Below are 19268 nucleotides of genomic sequence, written 5' to 3'. Positions count from 1 at the left end.
CACGGCCCCCGCACCCTCCTCTACACCAGCCGCGGCACCGGCTTCTGGGGCCCGCCGTTCCGCGTCTTCGCCCCCAGCGAGATCACCCTGCTCGTACTCCGCTCCCCACAGCGGCCCCCCTCGCCGTAGCGCTGGGCGGCCAGTAGTTCCGCCTGGAGATGCTGCCCCTCGGCAGCCTCGCTCCGCTCACGCGACGGAGATCGTGGCGGACGACCGGGTCTCGGAAGTGACCATGTCCCATATCACACAGCCCTTATGAGCGAGGTCCTGGCTGTAGCTGTCCGACCAGGTGGAAGACCTCCCGGGCCGCATACGCTTGAGGCAACGGACGATTTCGCGACGGGTCTTACCCTCCTTGATCCGGCGCTCGAAATAGTCCTGGGTGCGCGAGTCGACCCGCAGACGAGTGAACACGATGCGATGGAGCGCGGCATTGGCCTGACGATCGCCACCGCGGTTGAGGCGACGGAACTGCCGACGTCCCGAAGAACGCTCGACAGGACTCACCCCGCACAAAGCGGCGAAGAACGCCTCACTGCCCAGCCGTTCCGGGGTGTCCCCCACCGTGATCAGCAAAGCGACGTCCGGACCGATCCCCACCACGTCGAGCGGCTGCGGGGCATGACGTTGGACGAGCCGGGCCAGACGAGCGTCCACATCCCGGATCTGCTCGGAGAGCTGGCCGATCCGGTGAGCCAGCAGCCCCAGCGTGATGCGAGTGGCCTGCAGCACCCCCGCTTCACCGCCCTCTTCCTGGCTGCTCGCGTCGGTGAACCGCGCGCAGGTACGGAAGAGTTCGGCATTGCCCAGTCCGGCCAGTTCTTCCCGCAAGGCGGGGTCAGCAGTAATGAGGACGGACTTGAGCTGGTTGATGGCCTGGGTGCGGGCTTTGACGGCCGACGCCTTCGTGAGTTTGTACATTCTCGCGATCTGCACCGGCCCGTCGCCCGCTTTACAGCAGCTAACACAATGAGCCGAGTTGTCGGTGGGTGATGAGGCAGCAGGCGAGTTTGAGGAACGCTTCGTGGATGTCGGCTCTGCGTTCCCAGCGGGTGCGTAGGCGGCGGAAGCCGTGCAACCAGGCGAAGGTGCGCTCGACCACCCACCGGTAGGTGCCCAGTCCGGTGCCGTGGCGGGTTCCGCGGCGGGCGATGGCGGGCACGATGCCGCGGGCGCGGACCTGGTCGCGGTAGATGTCGTGGTCGTAACCCCGGTCGGCGAACAGCGAGTCCGGCTTGCGGCGGGGCCGGCCGACCCGGCCGCGGACCGGCGGGATCGCGTCGAGCAAGGGGATCAGCTGGGTGACGTCGTTGCGGTTGCCGCCGGTCAGCAGGACCGCGAGCGGGGTGCCGTGTCTGTCGGTGATCAGGTGGTGTTTCGAGCCTGCCCGGCCGCGGTCGACCGGCGAGTGGCCCGTGTGGTTCCCCCTTTTAGGGCCCTGACGTGGGAGGAGTCGACCACGTACCGGGACCAGTCCAGCCGGGAGGCCGCGTTGAGCTCGGCCAGCAGGACTTCGTGGAGCTGCTGCCAGACGCCGGCCTCGTTCCAGTCCCGCAGGCGGCGCCAGCAGGTCATGCCCGAGCCGAAGCCCAGGTTCCTGGGCAGGTACTCCCACTGGATACCGGTGTGCAGCACGTACAGAATCCCGCACAGCACCTCCCGGTCCGGCAGCGGCTTGCGGCCCGGATACCGCAAGCGCCGTTCGCGCTGCGGCAGCAGCGGCTCCAGGCGGTCCCACAACTCATCCGACACGATCCACGGCGACGTCCCCACACCGACCGAACGCTCAACTACCACCCCGGACACGGCCATCAGAGCAGGCGTGTTTGACCCCCGACACGGAGAACCGGACCGCCTCCACGTGATCGCGGAGAGGGTCCGGCGCTGTCCCTGTCACCGGGTTTCTGCGGGTCGCCGTGTGGAATACGTGTCGAAGTTCCCGTAGGCGCGTCGGACGTCTTTCGTGTGATCTGGGAGGTCTCCAGCGGCCTCGATGCGTGTCTTGAGATCATCCAGCTGACCGACGATGCAACGGGCATAGGTGGACAGAAGGACCGGGACGCCGTTGGCCGCCCAGTCCGTGACCTGCGCCGGCGGCACGCCATCATTGAGCCAGTTCGTCAGGCAGGTGTGCCGCAGGTCGTACACCCGTTTGCCGAGCGGTGAAGCAAAGTCCTCGGGGCGAAGAACCTGCTGCCGCGCAGTCCGCCAGGCCCGCCGGATGACGGAGCAACGGATCTAGTGCTGTGACCGCGTAGGTTCGCCGGGTTGGTGCTCATGGTCCTCGTGCCGGTTGGATGTGACGACACGTCCGATCGGTGCGGGGAGGCGGGATGGCACAGCCGGTCAGAGTGCGTACGTTGACCGAGCAGGAGGGCCAGAAACTGCAGCGGATCGTGCGACGGAGCAGCACCAGCACGGTGCGGTTCCGCAGGGCGATGATGCTGCAGGCCTCGGCGGGCGGTAACACCGTGCCGGTGATCGCGCGGCTCGCGCAGGCGGACGAGGACACCGTCCGGGACGTGATCCACAAGTTCAACCAGATCGGGCTGACCTGCCTGGACCCTCTGTGGGCGGGAGGCCGTCCCCGCCTGCTCAGCGATGACGACGAGGACTTCGTCATCCAGACGGCCACCACCCGGCCGGTCAAGCTCGGTCAGCCCTTCACCCGCTGGTCGGTCCGGAAACTCGCCGAGCACCTGCGCCGCGACCTCGCCCGCCCGATTCGGATCGGCCGCGAGGCCCCGCGTTGCCTACTCGCCCGCCGCGGAATCACCTTCCAGCGCACCAGACCTGGAAGGAGTACACCGACCCGGACTTCGACGCCAAGCTGGACCGCATCGAGTACGTGCTCCACGAGCGCCCGGACCGGACCTTCGCCTTCGACGAGTTCGGGCCTCTGGGCATCCTCCCGACGGCCGGGGCCTGCTGGGCCGAGCGGGGCAGGCCGGTTGCCGGCGGCCTATCACCGCACTCGCGGCACCCGCTACTTCCATGGCTGCTACTCGGTCGGCGACGACACCCTGTGGGGCGTCAACAGACGCCGCAAGGGCATCGGCCCGACTTGGGCCGCGCTCAAGAGCATCCGCGCGGCCCGCCCGGACGGCGCCCCGGTCTACCCCCGCCACCTGGACGTCCTGGCGGCACAGCGTCGCGAACGCGCCCGCATCCGCAGCGAGAAGGGCATTCGCTGGGGCGGACGCCCCCTCGCCGCCGCAGCCTGACCAAGTGAGGGATCCCGCCGTGCCCGGATGTGGAGATCAGACAGCGGCCAGGCTCTTCGCCATGACCCGCTCCCTGCCAACGCCATCGGGCAGAAGATCGCCGGGCTCACCCGTGTCCGTGAAACCGTGCCGTTCATAGAGCGCGGTCGCCTTGCGGTTGTCCGGCATGACGGACAACCGCAGGGTCGTGGCGCCGCGCTCCGCCCCCCACCGCTCGACCGCCTGGATCAGGTAGTCGCCCACGCCCTTGCCCCGAGCCGTTGGGTTGACCCACATCGAGATCAACTCCACGTTCTCTGCTCCCTCGCCCGGCACTCCGCTGGCCATGCCCACCGGAAGGCCGTCGAGGAGCGCGACGAGATCGTGCGCGCCAGGGATCGACAGACGGGCACGCCAGCGTTCCTCTCGGTCGCCGGAGCCCTGCCACTGGGCCAGCGTCGATCCGAACGCGTAGGGCGCCTCAGCAAGCGCGGCCAGTCGTAACTCCCGCCAAAGGGGCCAGTCGTCTGATTCCAAAGTGCGTAGTTCAAGCATGATCCAGACCCTGCCCGCCCGCCGGGGCGGACAGCAAGTTGATTACAACCATGCAAACGAGGTCGCTCAGCCCTGCGACCAGCCGAAGCCGGGGAGCAGCGGTGACTCACGCACCCGAAGACCACGAGACCTCGGTGAACCTATCCGGTCACGGCACTAGCGGCTCGCTGTGCCGACGGCGCCGAGCCACTGGGCGAGCGCGGCGGCCTCACTGTGGCCGAGGTCCTTGGTGGCTGTGAGCAAGATGACCTTGTCGTGGGCGGCGAGATCACGCAGGTGCTGCACGGCTGGCCGGTGATCGGCGTCCTCCAGTTCGCCGATGTATCGATCCCGGAACTCCGCGAAGCGCTCCTGGTCGTGGTGGTGCCAGTGGCGCAGGTCTGCCGACGGCGCCACGTCGCGGAGCCATTCGTCCAGGTGGGCCCGTTCTTTGCTCATTCCGCGAGGCCACAGGCGGTTCACGAGCACTCGCTTGCCGTTCCGCGACGAGGTGTCCTCATAGATCCTCTGACAACTGCGAACGCCGCGTGGGCGGGGCCACCGGCTGCGGTCTCACCCACGCGGTGCTGTCCCAGGTGACCTCCCGGGATGTGACGTCAGCGCAGGCCGAAGGCCCGGGTGATCGTCTGCGAGACGGTGTTGCCCGCGCTGTCCCGGGCGCCGACCCGGAGGGTGACGAAGTCGGCGGACCGCGGCGCGCGCAGGTTCGTCCGCCATCCGTCGTCGCACCGGCTCAGGTCGGTTCGCTGCCAGGTCGCACCGTCGTCGTACGACACCTCGACGGTCGGCTTCCCGATGGTGGCGGTGGTGCCCGGCAGGTGCGAGGCGGTCACCGTCAGGCCGGCGTGCCGGTCGGCACGGCCGGACTTGTCGGTGTCCACGCCGTAGTCGAGCTGGATGAGCGGCAGGGACACCGCCGCATCGCTGCCGGTGACCGCGGAGGTGAAGTCCCACTCGGTCAGCGTGTGCGTCGAGTACGGGTTGGCCCAGGTGCCGCGGTCGTTGTCGAGGACCAGCCGGTAGGGCAGGCGCTCGGCGCCGAGGCCGGGAACCTGCAGGTACTCGGCGTTACCCCAGTCGAGCTGCTGGTCGCCCTGGTAGAGCGACATCCAGTCCTTGACGTCGAAGTTCGCGCCGGCCTCGCCGACGTGGCCGGACCCCGAGTCACCCCAGCCGGGCGCGGTGATGTACATCGTGTCGAGGTAGCGCACCGGCTGGTAGTTGATCGGGCCCATGCGGGGCCGCTGGATCGGGCCGAACCAGCTGACCTTGCCGGTCTTGCGCGCCGGGTAGTTCAGCGGGTCGATCGAGTGCTGCCCGGTCTCGCCCTGGATGAAGGCGTCGTCAAGCCACGTGGTGCCGGCGGTGACCCAGTCGGTGCGCTCGCCCTGGGCGGGCGCGGTGAGCTGGTTGCCGACGGCCCAGCCGCGCCAGACGTCCGGACGGAACTCCATCGCCTTGCCCTGCCGGTAGTTCCGGAAGGAGACGTTCACCCGGCCGAGGTCCTTGGACTCCTCACGCCAGGTCGGGTCGGCCGGAACGGCGCCCGTCCAGTGGTGCACGACGTCGTAGACGTAGTCGGTCGTGGGGTGCGAGGTGACCTTCAGCGAGACCGCGCCGTGCCGGAGTCGGCCGAGCAGGTCGGCGCCCTGGTCGGCGTTGAGCGTCGCCACCGTCACCGGGGCCGGGCTCTCCGGGCTCCAGGGGTTCTCGTCCCAGGGCTGCAGGCGGCCGACGCCGTCGTTGACGACCAGCAGCAGCCGGGCGCCGGCGGCCGCGGCGGCCTCCGCCTGGGCCTTGATCCCTTCCGTGCCGGCGCCGCGCACCACGACGGCCTTGCCGCGCACGTTCTGCCGCGCGAGCTCCTCGGCCGTGCCGTCACCGGCGAAGACCGCCGTCAGATTCCGGGTACCGGCGGGCAGCGGCGTGGCCGCGCGCTTGACCAGCGGGTCGTTGAAGGTCTTCGACTTCGTGCTCACGGTCAGCGCGGGCTGCTCGAGGCGGAAGCGGGCGCCGGTCTCGAACTCGCCGTCGGTGACCTTCTTGCCGGTCGGGAGCGCCCAGATGCTGTCGTACGACGGGTCCGGCAGCATCGACGTCTCCACCAGGCTGTCGGTGAAGGACCGGTGGGCGTCCAGGCGCGGCGCGACGGCGGTGGTCTGCTGCGGCACGCGCGCCAGGATCCGGCGTGCCTTGCGGCCGTCCAGGGTGACGGTACGGTCCTGGTCCAGCTTCACGTCGTTGAAGGCGAGCAGCACCATGCCGCGCGAGTGCGGGCCTTCGGCGCCCTGCACGTCACCGGTGAGCCAGCCGCTGTAGCTGCCGACGGGCAGCCGCGCCGTGCCGGTGCCGGACGCGTCGAGGTCCATCACCGTGAAGAGGTGCTCGGCGGTCAGGACGACCCGGCCCTCCAGCGGCTTGCCCGAACGGTCCTTGGCGACCACGGTCAGATTCTGCCGCTGGCCCTCGCGGGCCGCGCCGATCAGGGTCCGGGCGCGGACCGCTCCGCTGCCGTCCGTACCGGTGATCATGGCGCTGACCGACTGGTCGCCGCCCAGCTTGTCCAGATCCGCCGTCAGGGTGACCGTGACAGTGCCGTGGGCGGGCACGGTGACGTGGTCGGCGGAGAGGCTGAACAACCCTGCCGGGACGGTGCCGTTGACCGCCAGGTTGAGGTTGGCCGTTGCGTCGCCGACGTTGGTGTACGTCACCGTCTGGACGTCGGTCTGCCCCGGCTTCGGCGGCCACGTGTAGAAGCCGGAGTAGGCGCTCGTGGTGGCGAAGACCGTGGTGTGCACGGCCGCCAGCGCGTCGAGCCGGCCGGCGCCCGCCTGGTACGGGGTGTACGCCGGGGTTGCCTTGGCGCTGCTGACAAGCGCCTCCTTGAGCTGGGTGCCCGTCCAGTCGGGGTGCTCTGAGGCGAGGAGCGCGGCGGCACCGGCGGCGTGCGGCGTCGCCATCGACGTGCCGCTCATCGTGGTGTAGTAGCCGGAGCCGCGCTTGTAGTGCGAGCGCGCCGCGACGATGTCGACGCCGGGCGCGGTGATCTCCGGCTTCAGCCCGCCGTCGCCGTCACGCGGGCCCTGGCTGGAGAAGTCGGCGAGCGTGTCGGTGGAGTCGACGGCGCCGACGGTCAGCGCGGAGTCTGCGGCACCGGGGCTGCTGATGGAGTGCGGGCCGCCGTTGCCCGCCGCGATCACGAACAACGCGCCCGTGTCGTGGCTGAGTTCGTCGACGGCCTGGCTCATCGGGTCGGTCTTGTCACCGCTGCCGCCCAGGCTCATGCTGATGATCCTGGCCTTCTGGTCGCGGGCGGCCCACTCCATGCCCGCGATGATCCAGGATTCCTGGCCGCTGCCCTCGGAGTTGAGCACCTTGCCGACGGCCAGCCGGGCGCCGGAGGCGACACCCCGCTCCTTGCCGTCGGAGGCACTGCCCGTGCCGACGATGGTCGAGGCGACGTGCGTACCGTGGCCGTTGTAGTCGGCGATGTCGTCCTCGCCGGGGACGAAGCTGGCGCTGTCGGACACCTGCCCGACCAGGTCCGGGTGTTCGGTGTCCGCGCCGCTGTCGAGCATCGCGACCTTCACGCCCTGGCCGGTGTCGCCCTCCGCCCATACCTTCTGCGCGCCGATCTGGGCGGTGGAGTCGGCCAGGTCGGCCTTCACCTTGCCGTCGAGCCACACGTTGGCGACGCCGCCCACGAAGGACGGCTTCGCGGACCGGGCCGCCGCGCCGGAACCCCCGGTGAGCGAGGACCAGAACTCCGGTGCCTGCTTGTGGTTCTGCGCGAGGGCCGCGCCCTGGATGCTGTCCAGACGGCGGACGTCGGTCGAGCCGGCCATTTTCGCCCGGGTGCGGGCCTTGGCGGTGGCTCCGGTGTAGCGCACGATCAGCGGCAGCCGGGAGCTGTGCGCGTCGTCGTAGCCCTCGGTGATCAGCCGCGTCACGTTGAAGAGCTGCTTGTCGAGTTTGCCGGCGCTCACGTACGGCAGGGCGGCGTCGGGATAGACGTAGGTGGCGCCGTCCAGGACAGCGCGGTGGAAGCCGGTGGTGGCTCCGCTCGCGGCCTGGAAGGAGCGCACGACGGTGCCGTCGGCGGCGGTCCCGATGGTGACCTTGTCACCCGTGATCAGGGTGACGGTGTGCGTGCCGGCATCGCCGGGGGTTTGGTGTCCGGCGTCGTTGTGCGACACCTCACCGGCGGAGTACGCGGACACAGCGGCAGTCGCCGGTATGACGCCGAGTGTTAGCGCGGCCGCCACGGCGAGGGCGATCGGCCCGGGCCGGGGGATGGGAACCTTGGGCAAGGAAGACTCCTGAGACGCGGCGAAGAGCGAAAGATCACTGGATCCTCCGGCCTCCCCCGCCGTCGTTCAAGGGGTCGCGCATGTCGCTCTTGTGCCATGGCACAGTTACGCCGCGAGCACACGGGGTCGTCGGCCACCGCGCGTCCGGGGGGACGGCGGCGGACCGCCCCATGAATTCGGCGTGTGGGGGACGGAGCAACGGGCCTGTGGGGCATCCCGGTCGACGGCTTGGCGCATGCCCTCCGCCGGGGCGGACGCCAGGTGCGGCGGGCCCGCGCTCTCACGTCATCGATGGGTGATGGGCCTTCGGGCCTTGACCCCGAATCCTGAACACGTCTTATGCGGCTTCGGTGAGCGTAGTTGATGTTGTGTGGAAGGTGTTTTCGTAGGCGATCGGACTGCGTTGTCCGAGCCGGGAATGTCGGCGGCGGGTGGTGTAGCGGTGGAGCCAGCGGAATGCCGCGAGGCGGGCCTCACGCTCGGTTGACCAGCCCGTTCGGCCCTGGAGCGTCTCTCTTTTGAAGCTCGCGTTGAAACTCTCGGCGGCGGCGTTGTCCGCTGAGCTGCCGACGGCGTTCATGGACTGCCGGACACCGGCCTGAGCGCAGGCGGCGGCGAATGCCCGGCTCGTGTATTGCGGCCCGTGGTCCGTGTGCATGATTGCGCCGTTCAGGCTGCCGCGGGTCCGGATCGCGGCGGCCAGGGCGTCGGTGACCAGCTCGGTTCGCATGTGGTCGGCGACGGCCCAGCCGACCAGACGGTGTGAGCACAGGTCGATCACGGTCGCGAGATAACAGAACTTCCCGCTGCCGATGCTCAAGTAGGTGATGTCACCGACGTACTTGGTGTTCGGCGCCGTCGCCGTGAAGTCGCGGCCGATCAGGTCGGGGGCCTTGGCCGCGGACGGGGCCGGGGCCGTCGTGCGGTGCCTGCGGCGCAGGCGCACTCCGGTGAGCCCGATGGTCCGCATGACGCGGGCGACGCGTTTGTGGTTCACCGCCCGGCCATCGTCGCGGAGTTCGGCGGTGATCCGCGGAACGCCGTAGGTGCCGTCTGAGTCCCGGTGCACTTGACGTATCCGGGCCGCGAGTTGGGCGTCCGCAGCCTGGCGGGCGGCCCCCTTGGGTGCGGCGCGGCGCCAGTAGTAGAAGCTGGAACGGGCGATCCCGAGGATGGCGCACAGCCGCTTCACGCCGTGACGGCGCTGGTGATCGGCAACGAACTGGAAGCGGGTCACCAGCGCGTCTCCCCGGCGAAATACCGGGCCGCCTTGCGGAGGATGTCGCGTTCTTCCTCCAGCTCGCGGATCCGTCTTCGCGCGGTGGCGAGTTCGGCCTCCACCGGGTTTTGGGCCGGAGCCGGCGCGACCGGAGGCGTCGAGTGAGAGCCCTGGCGCCGTCCGCCGTCGGCCCGGATCCAGTTCCGCAGGGTCTCGGTATTGACCCCGAGGTCCTCGGCGACCGACTTGATCGTCGCTCCCGGCCTCGATCGGTACAGCGCGACCGCGTCCGCCTTGAACTCCGGAGGATAGTGCTTCATTGCCATCTGTGCAGGACTCCTGACCACCCGGACCATCAAGATCCAAGTGTCTCCGGTGTCCAAAATCCGGGGTCAAGGCCCCTCGTCGAGGACCCCCGATGACCTGACCGACGAGGACGTCAACGCCACTACAGGGAGTTCGTCATCAGCAAAGTCGAGAACGAGCCGCCGGCAGTCACCCGTACTGCCCCATCCCAGGGTTTCCGAACATGATCGGGCACTCCGAGGAGAAGAAGTGCCATGACGGCTGATAGCCGCCGAACCTGCGTCGGGAAGGAAGAGACATGCGCCTGGACCTCACGGGACGGACCGCGTTGGTGACGGGATCCACCCAAGGCATCGGAGCCGCGATCGCGGCCGGACTCGCGCGGGCCGGTGCCCGGGTTGGAGTCAATGGACGCGACCGGGGCAGGGTCGAGGAGTCCATCAAACAGCTCAAAGCCGACGTGCCGGATGGCGACTTCCTTCCGGTCACCGCCGATGTCGCGTCCGAGGAGGGCGCCGTCGCCGCCCGGGAAGCCCTGCCGGACGTCGACATCCTCATCAACAATCTCGGCATCTTCGGCGCCAAGGACCCGTTGGAGATCACGGACGACGAATGGCGTCGCTATTTCGAAGTGAACGTGCTGGCCGCCGTCCGTCTCACCCGTACCTACCTGCCGCAGATGATCCAACGGGGGTGGGGCCGCGTCCAATACATCGCGAGTGACTCTGCAGTGGTGATCCCCGCCGAGATGATCCACTACGGCATGTCGAAGACCGCCCTGCTCGCGGTCAGTCGTGGCTTTGCCAAGCATGCCTCAGGGACCCGCGTCACCGTGAACTCCGTCATCGCCGGCCCTACCCACACCGCTGGTGTGGAGGATTTCGTGTACCAACTCGTCGACCGTGACCTTCCTTGGGACGAGGCACAACGAGCCTTCATGCGAGAGCACCGCCCGCAGTCGCTGTTGCAGCGTTTGATCGAACCCGAGGAAATCGCCAACATGGTCGTTTACCTGAGCTCCGACCTGGCGTCCGCCACCACAGGCGGCGCACTGCGGGTCGATGGAGGGTACGTCGATTCCATCCTCCCCTAGGGATGGCCCGAACCCCATCACCCATGTCCGACGAGGTCGGCGCCGCTCCGTGCCTCGGCTGCGCCCCGTATCCTCACTAAGGAGTCCGTCCCCCTCCGGGCCCGGGCTGATGCAGTCCGGGCCAGTCTGGTCGAGGCTCTGTACTCGCCCCGCTGGTCCTAGCCATCGAAGCGGTATGCCCACACCTGCCCGAGGCACTCATCCCGTGAGGCGACCGATGAGGCCGAGCCAGAGGGGGCTTCGGGCGGCTTGCCCTGCTCGGTGGCCACGCGCTCGTTCAGCTTGATTCTTGAACCCCGGGCGTTTACGTCTGGGAGGAATCGCGTCCTTGGCGGGGCGGCGGAGCCGCTGATGGCTCACCCAGGACGCTTCTGGTTCTCGATGTACTCCTAGATGACCGTAAGGGGTGCACCGCCTGCGGAGGCGGCGAAGTAGGACGGGGACCAGAAATGGTCGCCCCACAGGTAGCGGCGGATGTGGTCGGGGAACTCCTGGCGCAAGCGGCGCGCGGAGACGCCTTTGAGCGAGCCGACCAGCCGGGACAGAGCGATCTTGGGCGGGCAGTGGACCAGCAGGTGCACATGGTCCTTCTCGCCGTTGAACTCGTGCAGCTCAGCGCCGAAGTCCGCGCACACGTCCCGCATGATCTCCTCGCAGCGGGTACCAAGTGCGCGTGCAGGGAGCAGACGACCCTGCGCGCGTGCAACGAGGCCGCCACCTGGGTGAGCGAGACCGCCTTCGCGCGCGGGGAGTTCAAGAACTTCGCCCTGCGCAAGCAGGTCTACGGCGAGGTCAAGTCCCGCTGGGGCCTGGGCGCGCAGGCTGCCCAGCACGTCATCAAGAAGACGTGCGACGCGTACGCCACGCTGAAGGCGAACCTGCGGGCCGGAAATCTGGGCCGCTCCGGCTCGCGCCGCTACCGCCGGGCCGCCGAGAAGCCGATCGCCTTCCGCCCGCAGGGCGCGCAGCCCTACGACGACCGCATGCTGTCCTGGCAGATCCCGGACCGGACGGTGTCCATCTGGACCACCAGCGGCCGGGTCAAGAACGTGGCCTTCACCGCCTCGCCGGAGCAACTGGCCACGCTGGCGCTGTACCGCAGGGGCGAGTCGGACCTGCTGGAGCGGGACGGCATGTGGTTTTTGAACGCCACCTGCGAGGTCCCTGAAGCGCCGCTCAACACCGCTCCGGTGGACTTCCTCGGGATCGACCTGGGGATCGTGAACATCGCCACCACCTCGGACGGCGAGATCATGGCCGGACGCGAGCTGAACCGCACCCGCCCGCGCGAGCGCAGCCTGCGGGCCAAGCTGCAGAAGAAGAACACCCCGTCCGCCAAGCGGCGCCTGAAGAAGCGGCGGCGCAAGGAGGCGCGGCGGGCGAGGGACATCAACCACAAGATCGCGAAGCATGTGGTGGCCGAGGCTGGGGGTACCTCCCACGCCCTTAAGGCAGTGGGGGAGGGCCACCCACTCCTCCCGCACCTGCGCCGAATGCGGGCACATCGACAGAGCGAACCGGGTCTCACAGGCCTGGTTCGCGTGCCGGAACTGCGGATTCGTTGATCACGCAGACCGCAACGGCTCCCGCAACATCCGCGCCCGCGCGTGGGAGTTGTGGCGACGCGGGGCCCCGTCAACGGCCCCCGCCCCACCCCGGAAACCGGGAACAGGGCTGGACGCAAACGCAGCTTCACACCCAGTGATGCCCGTTGTGCAAGCCCGTCGCTCTAGCGACGGGTAGTTGACCCCTGTCCAGACTGCGCAGGACAGGTTGAGCAGCTCGTACTCAAACACTCCGACCGCCACCTGCACCAGCACATCGACGACGACGGCGAGGGCGAGGGCGAGGGCGACCAGGTCATACAGCGCCAGACCGTCACCGAGCGGAGCGTCCAAAGACAGCACCCCCGCTCCGTGTACCGGCCGTTGGTGCCCCTGTGGTGGTGGGGTACCTGGCACAGCCGGGGCCCGTCTTCCGAACCGTTGGGGCGGCACGGTCACTGGAAGGCCGACGTCACGAGGTCCTGCTGTTCGCCGGCATGCCGACGGGCAGAACCCACGGCGGGGGCCGGCGCCTGCGGGCGGCTGACGCATGCGACGAGACGGCCCGCCAGCCGGTGCATATGGGGCCCCACGAAGGACCATGCGCCTTGGTTCTCCGGCTCTTCCTGCACCCATCGCACCTCGGACCCGGCGGGGAAACGAGCGAGTTCCGCGCCTAGATCCTCCGTGGGGAACGGGTAGAGACGCTCAAGGCGGACGATCGCGGTGTCCGACAGACCGGCGCTTCGCCGATGGGCATCCAGGTCGTAGAAGACCTTGCCCGAGCACACCAGCACGCGCCTGATCCGGGCGGTGTCGGCCGTCGCATCCGGTATGACCGCACGGAACGCGCCCATCGTGAACTCCGTCAGTCCCGAGGTAGCCACCTTCGACCGCAGCATCGACTTCGGCGTGAAGACGACCAGTGGCCTTCTGCGCGCGTCGAGCGCCTGCTGCCTGAGCAGATGGAAGTAGTTGCCCGGCAGGGAAGGCATGGCGACGGTCATGTTCCCCTGCGCGCAGAGCTGGAGGAACCGCTCGATCCTCCCGGAGGAGTGGTCGGGCCCCTGCCCTTCCAGGCCGTGCGGCAGCAACAGCGTCACCGCGGAGCGTTGGCCCCATTTCTCTTCAGATGACGCGATGTACTCGTCGATCACGGTCTGCGCTCCGTTGGCGAAGTCGCCGAACTGGGCCTCCCACAGCACCAGAGCGTCGGGCCGCGCCACTGAGTAGCCGTACTCGAAGGCCAGCGCGCCCAGTTCGGACAACATCGAGTCGTAGGGTGCGAAGTCGGCGGCCCGCGGGCCGAGGGAGCTCAGTGGCGTGTGCTCCGCGCCGGTGCGCCGGTCGGTGAGCACGGCGTGCCGTTGGCCGAACGTGCCACGGCGGGAGTCCTGCCCGGCCAGCCGCACCGCAACCCCGTCCAGCAACAGGGAGCCGATGGCCAGTGTTTCCGCGGTGGCCCAGTCGATCGTTCCCGCATCCAGCATCGTGGTCCGCCTCTGGAGCTGCGGAAGAACGCGCGCGTGCACGGTGAAACCTCCCGGCACAGCGGTCTGGGAAGCGATCACCTTCCGGACGGCGGCCTCCGTGATCGCCGTCGTCGCCTGGGAGGCGGCCGCACGCTGAGCGTTCACGGGGTTCGTGGCGTTCACGTGGTTCACGGGCTTGAGGGAGGGGGGCACCGGACGCGCCCGAGTCTGGGTGAAGGCCCGCTCGAGGTGACTCTGATAGTCCCGCAGGGCGCCTTCCACCTGCCGCTCGGTGATGTCACCCCGTCGGACAAGCGCCTCGGCGTACAGCTTGCGCACCGAAGCCCTGGCGTCGATGCGGTCGTACATCGCCGGCTGCGTGATGGAGGGATCATCGACCTCGCTGTGCCCGTGGCGCCGATAGCAGATCAGATCGACGACGACGTCCTTGTGGAACGCCTGACGATAGTCGAAGGCCAGGCGCGCGACCCGGACCACAGCCTCGGGGTCGTCTGCGTTGACGTGGAAGATGGGGGCCTGGACCGTCCGTGCCACGTCGGTGGCGTATGCGCTCGAACGGCCGTTGGCGGGCGAGGTGGTGAAGCCGAGCTGGTTGTTGATGACGATGTGGACCGTCCCGCCGGTGCGGTAGCCGGGCAGCTGGGACATGTTCAGCGTCTCGAAGACCACACCCTGACCGGCGAACGCGGCATCGCCGTGGACGGCGATCGGCAGGACAGGGAAGGCTTCGCCACCGTCTGCGACCCTGTCCTGCTTGGCGCGCACCACCCCCTGGGCCACCGGCCCCACGAGCTCCAGATGCGAGGGGTTCGCCACCACGCAGACGGCCATCGTGCCGCCGTCCAACGTACGGTAGGTCCCTTCCGCACCGAGGTGGTACTTCACATCGCCGGATCCCTGGACCGACCGGATGTCCCCCGCATCCTCGAACTCATGGAAGATCTCCGCGTAGGACTTGCCGATGATGTTGGCCAGCACATTGAGCCGACCCCGGTGTGCCATACCGATGACGGCTTCCCTCACCCCGTGCCCGATGGAGCGGAGCAGCAGAGCGTCGAGCAGCACGATCGCCGACTCGCCGCCTTCGAGCGAATACCGTTTCTGTCCCACGTACTTGGTCTGCAGGAACGTCTCGAAAGCCTCTGCCGCACCCAACCGGTAGAGAATCTGCAATTGTTCGGCGACGTCCGGCGGAGGCTGAGGCGATTCGATCCGCTGCTGGATCCAGCGGCGTTCCTGGGAGCTCTGGATGTGCATGTACTCGGTGCCGACCGTACGGCAGTAGGACTCCTGCAGCGCATTCAGCACATCGCGAAGCGTCATGGTGGCCTGCCCCAAGAACCCGTCGACGACGAACTCTCTTTGCAGGTCATCGTCCCGGAGCCCGAATGCCGTGAGGTCGAGTTCCGGATGTGCGGTCACCCGTTCTGCCGTGAGCGGGTCGGTATCGGCCACCAGATGTCCGCGGACTCGATACGCCTCGATGAGCGCGGCAACGCGGACCGCTTTGACGGCCGCGTCGTCCGTGCTCTCCTGCGCGGTCGTCGTGCCGTTGCGCGTCTCTCGGCGGGGCGCCGGGATCGGGGAGGCGAACAACTCCCTCCAGGTCCGGTCGACCGAGTCGGGGTCGTGCAGGTATCGCTCGTACTGTTCGTCCACGAGCCATTCGTTGATGCCGAATTCCAGCCCGTGGAGTGCCGGCTGTCCGGCGCGTGATTGCGATGCCACTGGGTGGATCGCCTTCTTTCCTCATTCGGAATGACCGATGACGGACACGGCCGGACCGCCCGGTCGTCATTCATCGTGCCCGTGGGCTTCGCTTCCGCCGGGTATCCGTCGTGGGGGCGAAACCGTCCGACCGTGTCGCACCATCGACGCTATGGCATTGCGGGAGCCGAGCAAGACACCCAGGAATGCCATAACGCCGTCACATCAGGACATCGCAGCAGTGAGGCGGCCCTCGCGTGGAATGCTTCCACGCACAGCCGAAGCCTGATCACCGGCTGCCTCGCGCCCTGCGGTGAACAGCGGTTGCGGCACGCTCCGTCGTCGCACGGCAATCCCCTCCCCCGCGCCCCATGCGCCCGAGACCGAACAGTCGTCCAGGTCATGAGACCCGTACCAGGCGCATACAGCGCCCACACGGCTGACGTCACACATGGACAGGCAGGACAACAGACATGACGGCGAACGACTACCTCGACTGCTTCCAACCCGAACTCGTCGTCATCCCGTGCGGCAGCCGCAAACTGGGCCGGCGCGCACGAGCGGCAGACCTGTATGTCGGCTCCTATCACCGTGCGTGCCGCAGGGCGGCTGATGCGCTGCGGCCCGACCGGCTGCTCATACTCTCCGCGCGCTACGGCCTGCTCGACCTCGACGACGTCATCGACCCGTACGACACACCCCATGGCGCTGCCGACGCCATCACAGCCCAAGCCCTACTGAAGCAGGCCACAGTGCGCGACATCGTGCTCCTCGACCCCGTTGTGGCTCTCGGCGGCGCACGGCATGCCGGCCTCGTCCGCACCACCTGGCCACACGCCCGCACACCACTGGCCGGGACACGCGGCATGGGTGAGCAAATGGCCCGGCTCGCCGTGCTGCGCAAGGCACACGACCAGCAGTTGATGTGACACCGTGTGCCGCTGCGGGAAGGGGGCCGGCGCGTAGCCCCGCTGCCCTGCGCACGTGCGCAGGGCAGGGCAGGGCAGTGACGGCCTCCCGGTGGCCATGGTGCCTCCTGTCGGCGAGCAGGTCCGCGGCGCGGACGGACGACCTCGTCCCCCCGCTGCGCCCATGATCACGCGAAAACCACGGCGGGCCCGCTCCGAACGCGCGGAGCGGGCCCGTCAGTGACAGAGCCGTTCATCCCTCGTCGTGTGCCAGCGTCAGATCAAAGGCGTCCTGGCCGGCCGCATCCAGGGTGAGGGATGCTGACCGGGCCGGGTAGCCCGCCGCGACGACGGTGTACTGGTCGGCTTCGAGACCGGTGAAGACGTACGAGCCGTCCTCGGCGGTGAGCGCGATGCCGACGACGTCGCCCGCCGGGTCCAGGAGCGTGACGCGGGCCTCGGAAACCGGGCGGCCGTCCGTGGTGCTGCTGCGGACGGTACCCCTGAGCACGGGCGCCATGCCGCGGCGCGCGTCAGGCTCGGCCGGCCGACGGCGCGCGTGCTCAATGACGGGTCGGCGGCGCATGTGTCCGGCGGCGTAGCGCAAAGAGCGGCTCGCCACCACCATCCAGGCAATGACCACCAGCACGTAGAGCACGGCAGCCGCCCATATGAACAGCTGCGATCCGGTCCGCGCCGCGAGAGCGCTCGTGGCCGTCACACAGGCGCCCACCGGGAAGATGAAAGACCACCACGTGGGTGCGAAGGGCAGCCCGCCCCGGACCGTCCGTGCGGTCAGCCCCGCCGCGAGCGCCAGCCACAACATGGCGAAGCCCCACACCGACACTCCCCCCAGCAACGCGGCGACCGCGGCGCCTCGCGCGTAGGGCGCGGGCAACGCGCTCGGCGCCACCGCGGCCAGCGCGCCGAGCGCCGTCACCGACTGGCCCAACGCCCCGAGGCCGATCCACACCGTGGGCACCACTGTCGCGGCGGGTACGTCGTGGTGCACCAGGCGCCCGTAGATCATGGCCAGCACCAGCAGCGCCGCGACGAAGCCGAGCCCCAGCATCGCGTAACACCCCAGCAGCAGGGCGAGCCGCAGTTGCCCGGCCGGTGCGTGGGGCACCAGCAGCGCGCCCGTCGCGGCGGAGACCATCGGCGGCACCACCGGCATCAGCCAGCCGCCGAACGCCGCGTCCGGCGCGAAGCGGTGCCGGGTGACCATCAGATACGGCACCGTGCACGCTGTGACGAGACCGAGCACGGTACCGAGTGACCAGAGCGCCCAGTCCAGACGCAGCGCTGCCTCGAGCCCGATCAGCCGCCGACCCAACACCAGCGCGCCGGCACCCACCGTGAGCAGCGCCACCGGCGGCGCGCCGAAGAACTGGGCCGCCACGGGATCAGCCGCGTGTACCCGCAGCGCCCGCTGCCTGAGGTAACCGACGGCCAGCAGGATCAGCAGCAGCGCGGCGCCCAGCCAGACCACCGTGGCGAAAGTCCGCAGCCCGGGAATGCTCCGGGGCAGCGTGACCGCCGCGTTGGCGACGATGCCCGTGCCCATGACCGCCGCGAACCAGCTGGGGCCGAATACCGCACGCGTGGTTGTTTCTGCGGCAGGCGGCAAAGGACGGGCGGACGAGGAGGAATTCATGACCCAAACGTATGGCGGGGCTGGGGCGGCACCGCCGGTCATGTCCAGATGTGAGGGGCTTGGAGCACATATCGAGCGACGGCCACGGTGCGACAGTCCCGCAGGGCCGACCCAGCCGGCCGCGACCGTGTACCGGCCGGGGGGACGGCACCCCCACCGGCCTGCTGCCGACCATGATTCCCGAGACCACGAGTTGCCCGTGAAGACCACCCTCACCTGACAGTTCGTCATTGTTCAGCGACTGCCGCATTGATGGCTCACCGTGTAGGTCATGTTCTGGTGCTGCGACGCTTTTGGCGGCGGCGAAGGCGGGCAGCGCGGCGGCCGCCGATCGGAGCCTGTTGCGTAGACGGGCGGCGGTTCTTCGAACCCGGCTACCGGGCGCCGTCCGTCCCGGGGCCCTCGGAAGTCTCCGGAGCACCCGGCCTCTTCCTTGGGGGCAGCGGCCTACTGCGGGGCCTGGCGGCACGCCTCGGTTGCGACGGCGCCCGCCACCCCGGCCCGGGCCAGATCGCCGACACAGCCGCTCTGGTCGCCCACCAGGCCGACGTAACACGCCATCCGGACGGCGTCCGTGACGTCGGTGCCCTGGTCCCGGACTTGGTTCTCGCAGGCCGCGATGTCCGCGTGGGCGGCTGGTGCGGCGATGACGGTGCCGCCTAGGGCGAGGGCCAGGCCCGCGAGAACACTGGGAATACAAGCCGAACGACGCATGAGGATGCACCTGCTCTCTGGGTCGGATCACGCGGTCCTGGGCGCGCCGGACCGCGGGCGGGGGCGGCGGCGAGCGAACCCGAGAGACGGAATCCCCCGGGGATCGAGCACCACAGGGGTCGAGCAGGCGGTGTGCCGTGCCTGTCGTGCGGGTGGTGTGCGCTTCCTCCGAGACCCGATCGGCCCGGTATCGGCCACCCTCGCTCATACGACGCTAGAGCACTCCGTACGCGCCCGCACTCCCGGAACGACGGATCCCGGCGCCCGTTCGCCGACGCCGACGTCATTCCCCAGGGGCTGCGGCCAGGTGATTCCCCAGGCACTGGCCTGACTCGCGGCCGACCGGCCAGGTCGCGGGAGAGGGTGGAAGGCCCGTGCCGGGGATGCGGCTGATGATCCGCAGTGCCTCAGGCAGGGGGACGGTGTCCTCGTCGGGATCACCATCGCTGTCGAACCGCGTCATCACCATGCGCTTGGTGTAGCTGACGGCGGCCACTGCCGGCGCCGCGCCGTCGATGACGAACCAGGTCGCGACCGGGCGCACGCCCCTCTCGCCAGG

Annotated in this window: 13 protein-coding genes and 4 pseudogenes; 6 read left to right on the top strand and 11 right to left on the bottom strand. The window is 69.2% G+C overall.

The annotated features are described in order from the left end of the window. Nucleotides 1-129, top strand: a pseudogene (locus KVT44_RS59130) (metallophosphoesterase); the annotation flags it as partial. A gap of 57 nt (nt 130-186) precedes the next feature. Here the strand turns inward: KVT44_RS59130 and KVT44_RS47725 are convergent. Both KVT44_RS47725 and KVT44_RS47720 read right to left on the bottom strand, forming a co-directional pair. Continuing rightward, nucleotides 187-921: a transposase gene (locus tag KVT44_RS47725; RefSeq protein ID WP_254650869.1), complete on the bottom strand. Its 735-nt coding sequence runs from the start codon at nt 919-921 to the stop codon at nt 187-189. A 40-nt stretch (nt 922-961) separates the two neighbouring features. Beyond that, nucleotides 962-1790, bottom strand: a pseudogene (locus KVT44_RS47720) (IS5 family transposase). A gap of 543 nt (nt 1791-2333) precedes the next feature. Between KVT44_RS47720 and KVT44_RS47715 the strand changes: the two are divergent. After that, nucleotides 2334-3224: pseudogene (locus KVT44_RS47715) on the top strand (helix-turn-helix domain-containing protein). A 36-nt stretch (nt 3225-3260) separates the two neighbouring features. Here KVT44_RS47715 and KVT44_RS47710 read toward each other — a convergent pair. The 4 genes from KVT44_RS47710 to KVT44_RS47695 all read right to left on the bottom strand — a co-directional run bounded on the left by KVT44_RS47710 (nt 3261) and on the right by KVT44_RS47695 (nt 9613). Further along, on the bottom strand, nt 3261-3758 hold the full coding sequence (locus KVT44_RS47710) for a GNAT family N-acetyltransferase (protein ID WP_217574613.1): 498 nt from the start codon (nt 3756-3758) through the stop codon (nt 3261-3263). Nucleotides 3759-3914: 156 nt separating this feature from the next. After that, the gene (locus KVT44_RS47705; protein WP_217574624.1) at nt 3915-4262 is read right to left on the bottom strand and encodes a DUF488 domain-containing protein; all 348 of its coding nucleotides are present in this window, start codon (nt 4260-4262) and stop codon (nt 3915-3917) included. A 92-nt stretch (nt 4263-4354) separates the two neighbouring features. Next, the gene (locus tag KVT44_RS47700; protein WP_217574611.1) at nt 4355-8068 is read right to left on the bottom strand and encodes a S8 family serine peptidase; all 3714 of its coding nucleotides are present in this window, start codon (nt 8066-8068) and stop codon (nt 4355-4357) included. A 337-nt stretch (nt 8069-8405) separates the two neighbouring features. Then, nucleotides 8406-9613 (bottom strand): IS3 family transposase gene (locus KVT44_RS47695; RefSeq protein WP_217574609.1). Its coding sequence is split into 2 segments (ribosomal slippage): nt 8406-9316 and nt 9316-9613, totalling 1209 coding nucleotides; the frame shifts between segments, so codons are not numbered across the junction. 278 nt (nt 9614-9891) lie between these two features. On the opposite strand from KVT44_RS47695, the gene KVT44_RS47690 reads away from it, so the two are divergent. After that, nucleotides 9892-10686 (top strand): SDR family NAD(P)-dependent oxidoreductase, encoded by a 795-nt coding sequence (locus KVT44_RS47690; RefSeq protein WP_217574607.1) that lies wholly within the window; start codon nt 9892-9894, stop codon nt 10684-10686. Between the two features lie 389 nt (nt 10687-11075). Here KVT44_RS47690 and tnpA read toward each other — a convergent pair. After that, nucleotides 11076-11348 (bottom strand): annotated as a pseudogene (gene tnpA, locus KVT44_RS47685) (IS200/IS605 family transposase); the annotation flags it as partial. Nucleotides 11349-11408: 60 nt separating this feature from the next. Here tnpA and KVT44_RS47680 point away from each other — a divergent pair. Together KVT44_RS47680 and KVT44_RS60835 are read left to right on the top strand one after the other, a co-directional pair. After that, nucleotides 11409-12251 (top strand): transposase, encoded by an 843-nt coding sequence (locus tag KVT44_RS47680; RefSeq protein ID WP_308314317.1) that lies wholly within the window; start codon nt 11409-11411, stop codon nt 12249-12251. After that, nucleotides 12190-12429, top strand: coding sequence for a zinc ribbon domain-containing protein (locus KVT44_RS60835; RefSeq protein WP_308314318.1), 240 nt, complete (start codon nt 12190-12192; stop codon nt 12427-12429). The genes KVT44_RS47680 and KVT44_RS60835 overlap by 62 nt, the downstream gene beginning before the upstream one ends. Before the next feature lie 256 nt (nt 12430-12685). Here KVT44_RS60835 and KVT44_RS47675 read toward each other — a convergent pair whose 3' ends face one another. Next, entirely contained in the window at nt 12686-15451 is a 2766-nt protein-coding gene (locus KVT44_RS47675) for a multifunctional oxoglutarate decarboxylase/oxoglutarate dehydrogenase thiamine pyrophosphate-binding subunit/dihydrolipoyllysine-residue succinyltransferase subunit (protein WP_308314316.1), read from the bottom strand. 452 nt (nt 15452-15903) lie between these two features. Between KVT44_RS47675 and KVT44_RS47670 the strand changes: the two genes are divergently transcribed. Then, nucleotides 15904-16359, top strand: coding sequence for a DUF6884 domain-containing protein (locus tag KVT44_RS47670; RefSeq protein ID WP_217574605.1), 456 nt, complete (start codon nt 15904-15906; stop codon nt 16357-16359). 232 nt (nt 16360-16591) lie between these two features. On the opposite strand, the gene KVT44_RS47665 is transcribed toward KVT44_RS47670, so the two are convergent. From KVT44_RS47665 to KVT44_RS47655, 3 genes are all read right to left on the bottom strand, one after another. After that, nucleotides 16592-17995, bottom strand: coding sequence for a carboxypeptidase regulatory-like domain-containing protein (locus tag KVT44_RS47665; protein WP_217574603.1), 1404 nt, complete (start codon nt 17993-17995; stop codon nt 16592-16594). Between the two features lie 447 nt (nt 17996-18442). Next, on the bottom strand, nt 18443-18709 hold the full coding sequence (locus tag KVT44_RS47660) for a hypothetical protein (RefSeq protein ID WP_217574601.1): 267 nt from the start codon (nt 18707-18709) through the stop codon (nt 18443-18445). Between the two features lie 283 nt (nt 18710-18992). Further along, the gene (locus tag KVT44_RS47655) at nt 18993-19253 is read right to left on the bottom strand and encodes a hypothetical protein (RefSeq protein ID WP_217574599.1); all 261 of its coding nucleotides are present in this window, start codon (nt 19251-19253) and stop codon (nt 18993-18995) included. Between the last annotated feature and the right edge of the window lie 15 nt (nt 19254-19268).

The sequence above is a fragment of the Streptomyces sp. GbtcB7 genome, assembly GCF_019091445.1.
Taxonomy (GTDB): domain Bacteria; phylum Actinomycetota; class Actinomycetes; order Streptomycetales; family Streptomycetaceae; genus Streptomyces; species Streptomyces mirabilis.
Note: the sequence above shows the minus strand (reverse complement) of the source record. Positions and strands in the feature narration are given on the sequence as shown.

Bases quoted from the DNA above. Each gene is read 5' to 3' on its own strand.
- KVT44_RS47725 (WP_254650869.1), bottom strand. From the start codon at position 921: ATGTACAAACTCACGAAGGCGTCGGCCGTCAAAGCCCGCACCCAGGCC.
- KVT44_RS47710 (WP_217574613.1), bottom strand. From the start codon at position 3,758: ATGCTTGAACTACGCACTTTGGAATCAGACGACTGGCCCCTTTGGCGG.
- KVT44_RS47690 (WP_217574607.1), top strand. From the start codon at position 9,892: ATGCGCCTGGACCTCACGGGACGGACCGCGTTGGTGACGGGATCCACC.
- KVT44_RS47670 (WP_217574605.1), top strand. From the start codon at position 15,904: ATGACGGCGAACGACTACCTCGACTGCTTCCAACCCGAACTCGTCGTC.
- KVT44_RS47665 (WP_217574603.1), bottom strand. From the start codon at position 17,995: ATGAATTCCTCCTCGTCCGCCCGTCCTTTGCCGCCTGCCGCAGAAACA.
- KVT44_RS47660 (WP_217574601.1), bottom strand. From the start codon at position 18,709: ATGCGTCGTTCGGCTTGTATTCCCAGTGTTCTCGCGGGCCTGGCCCTC.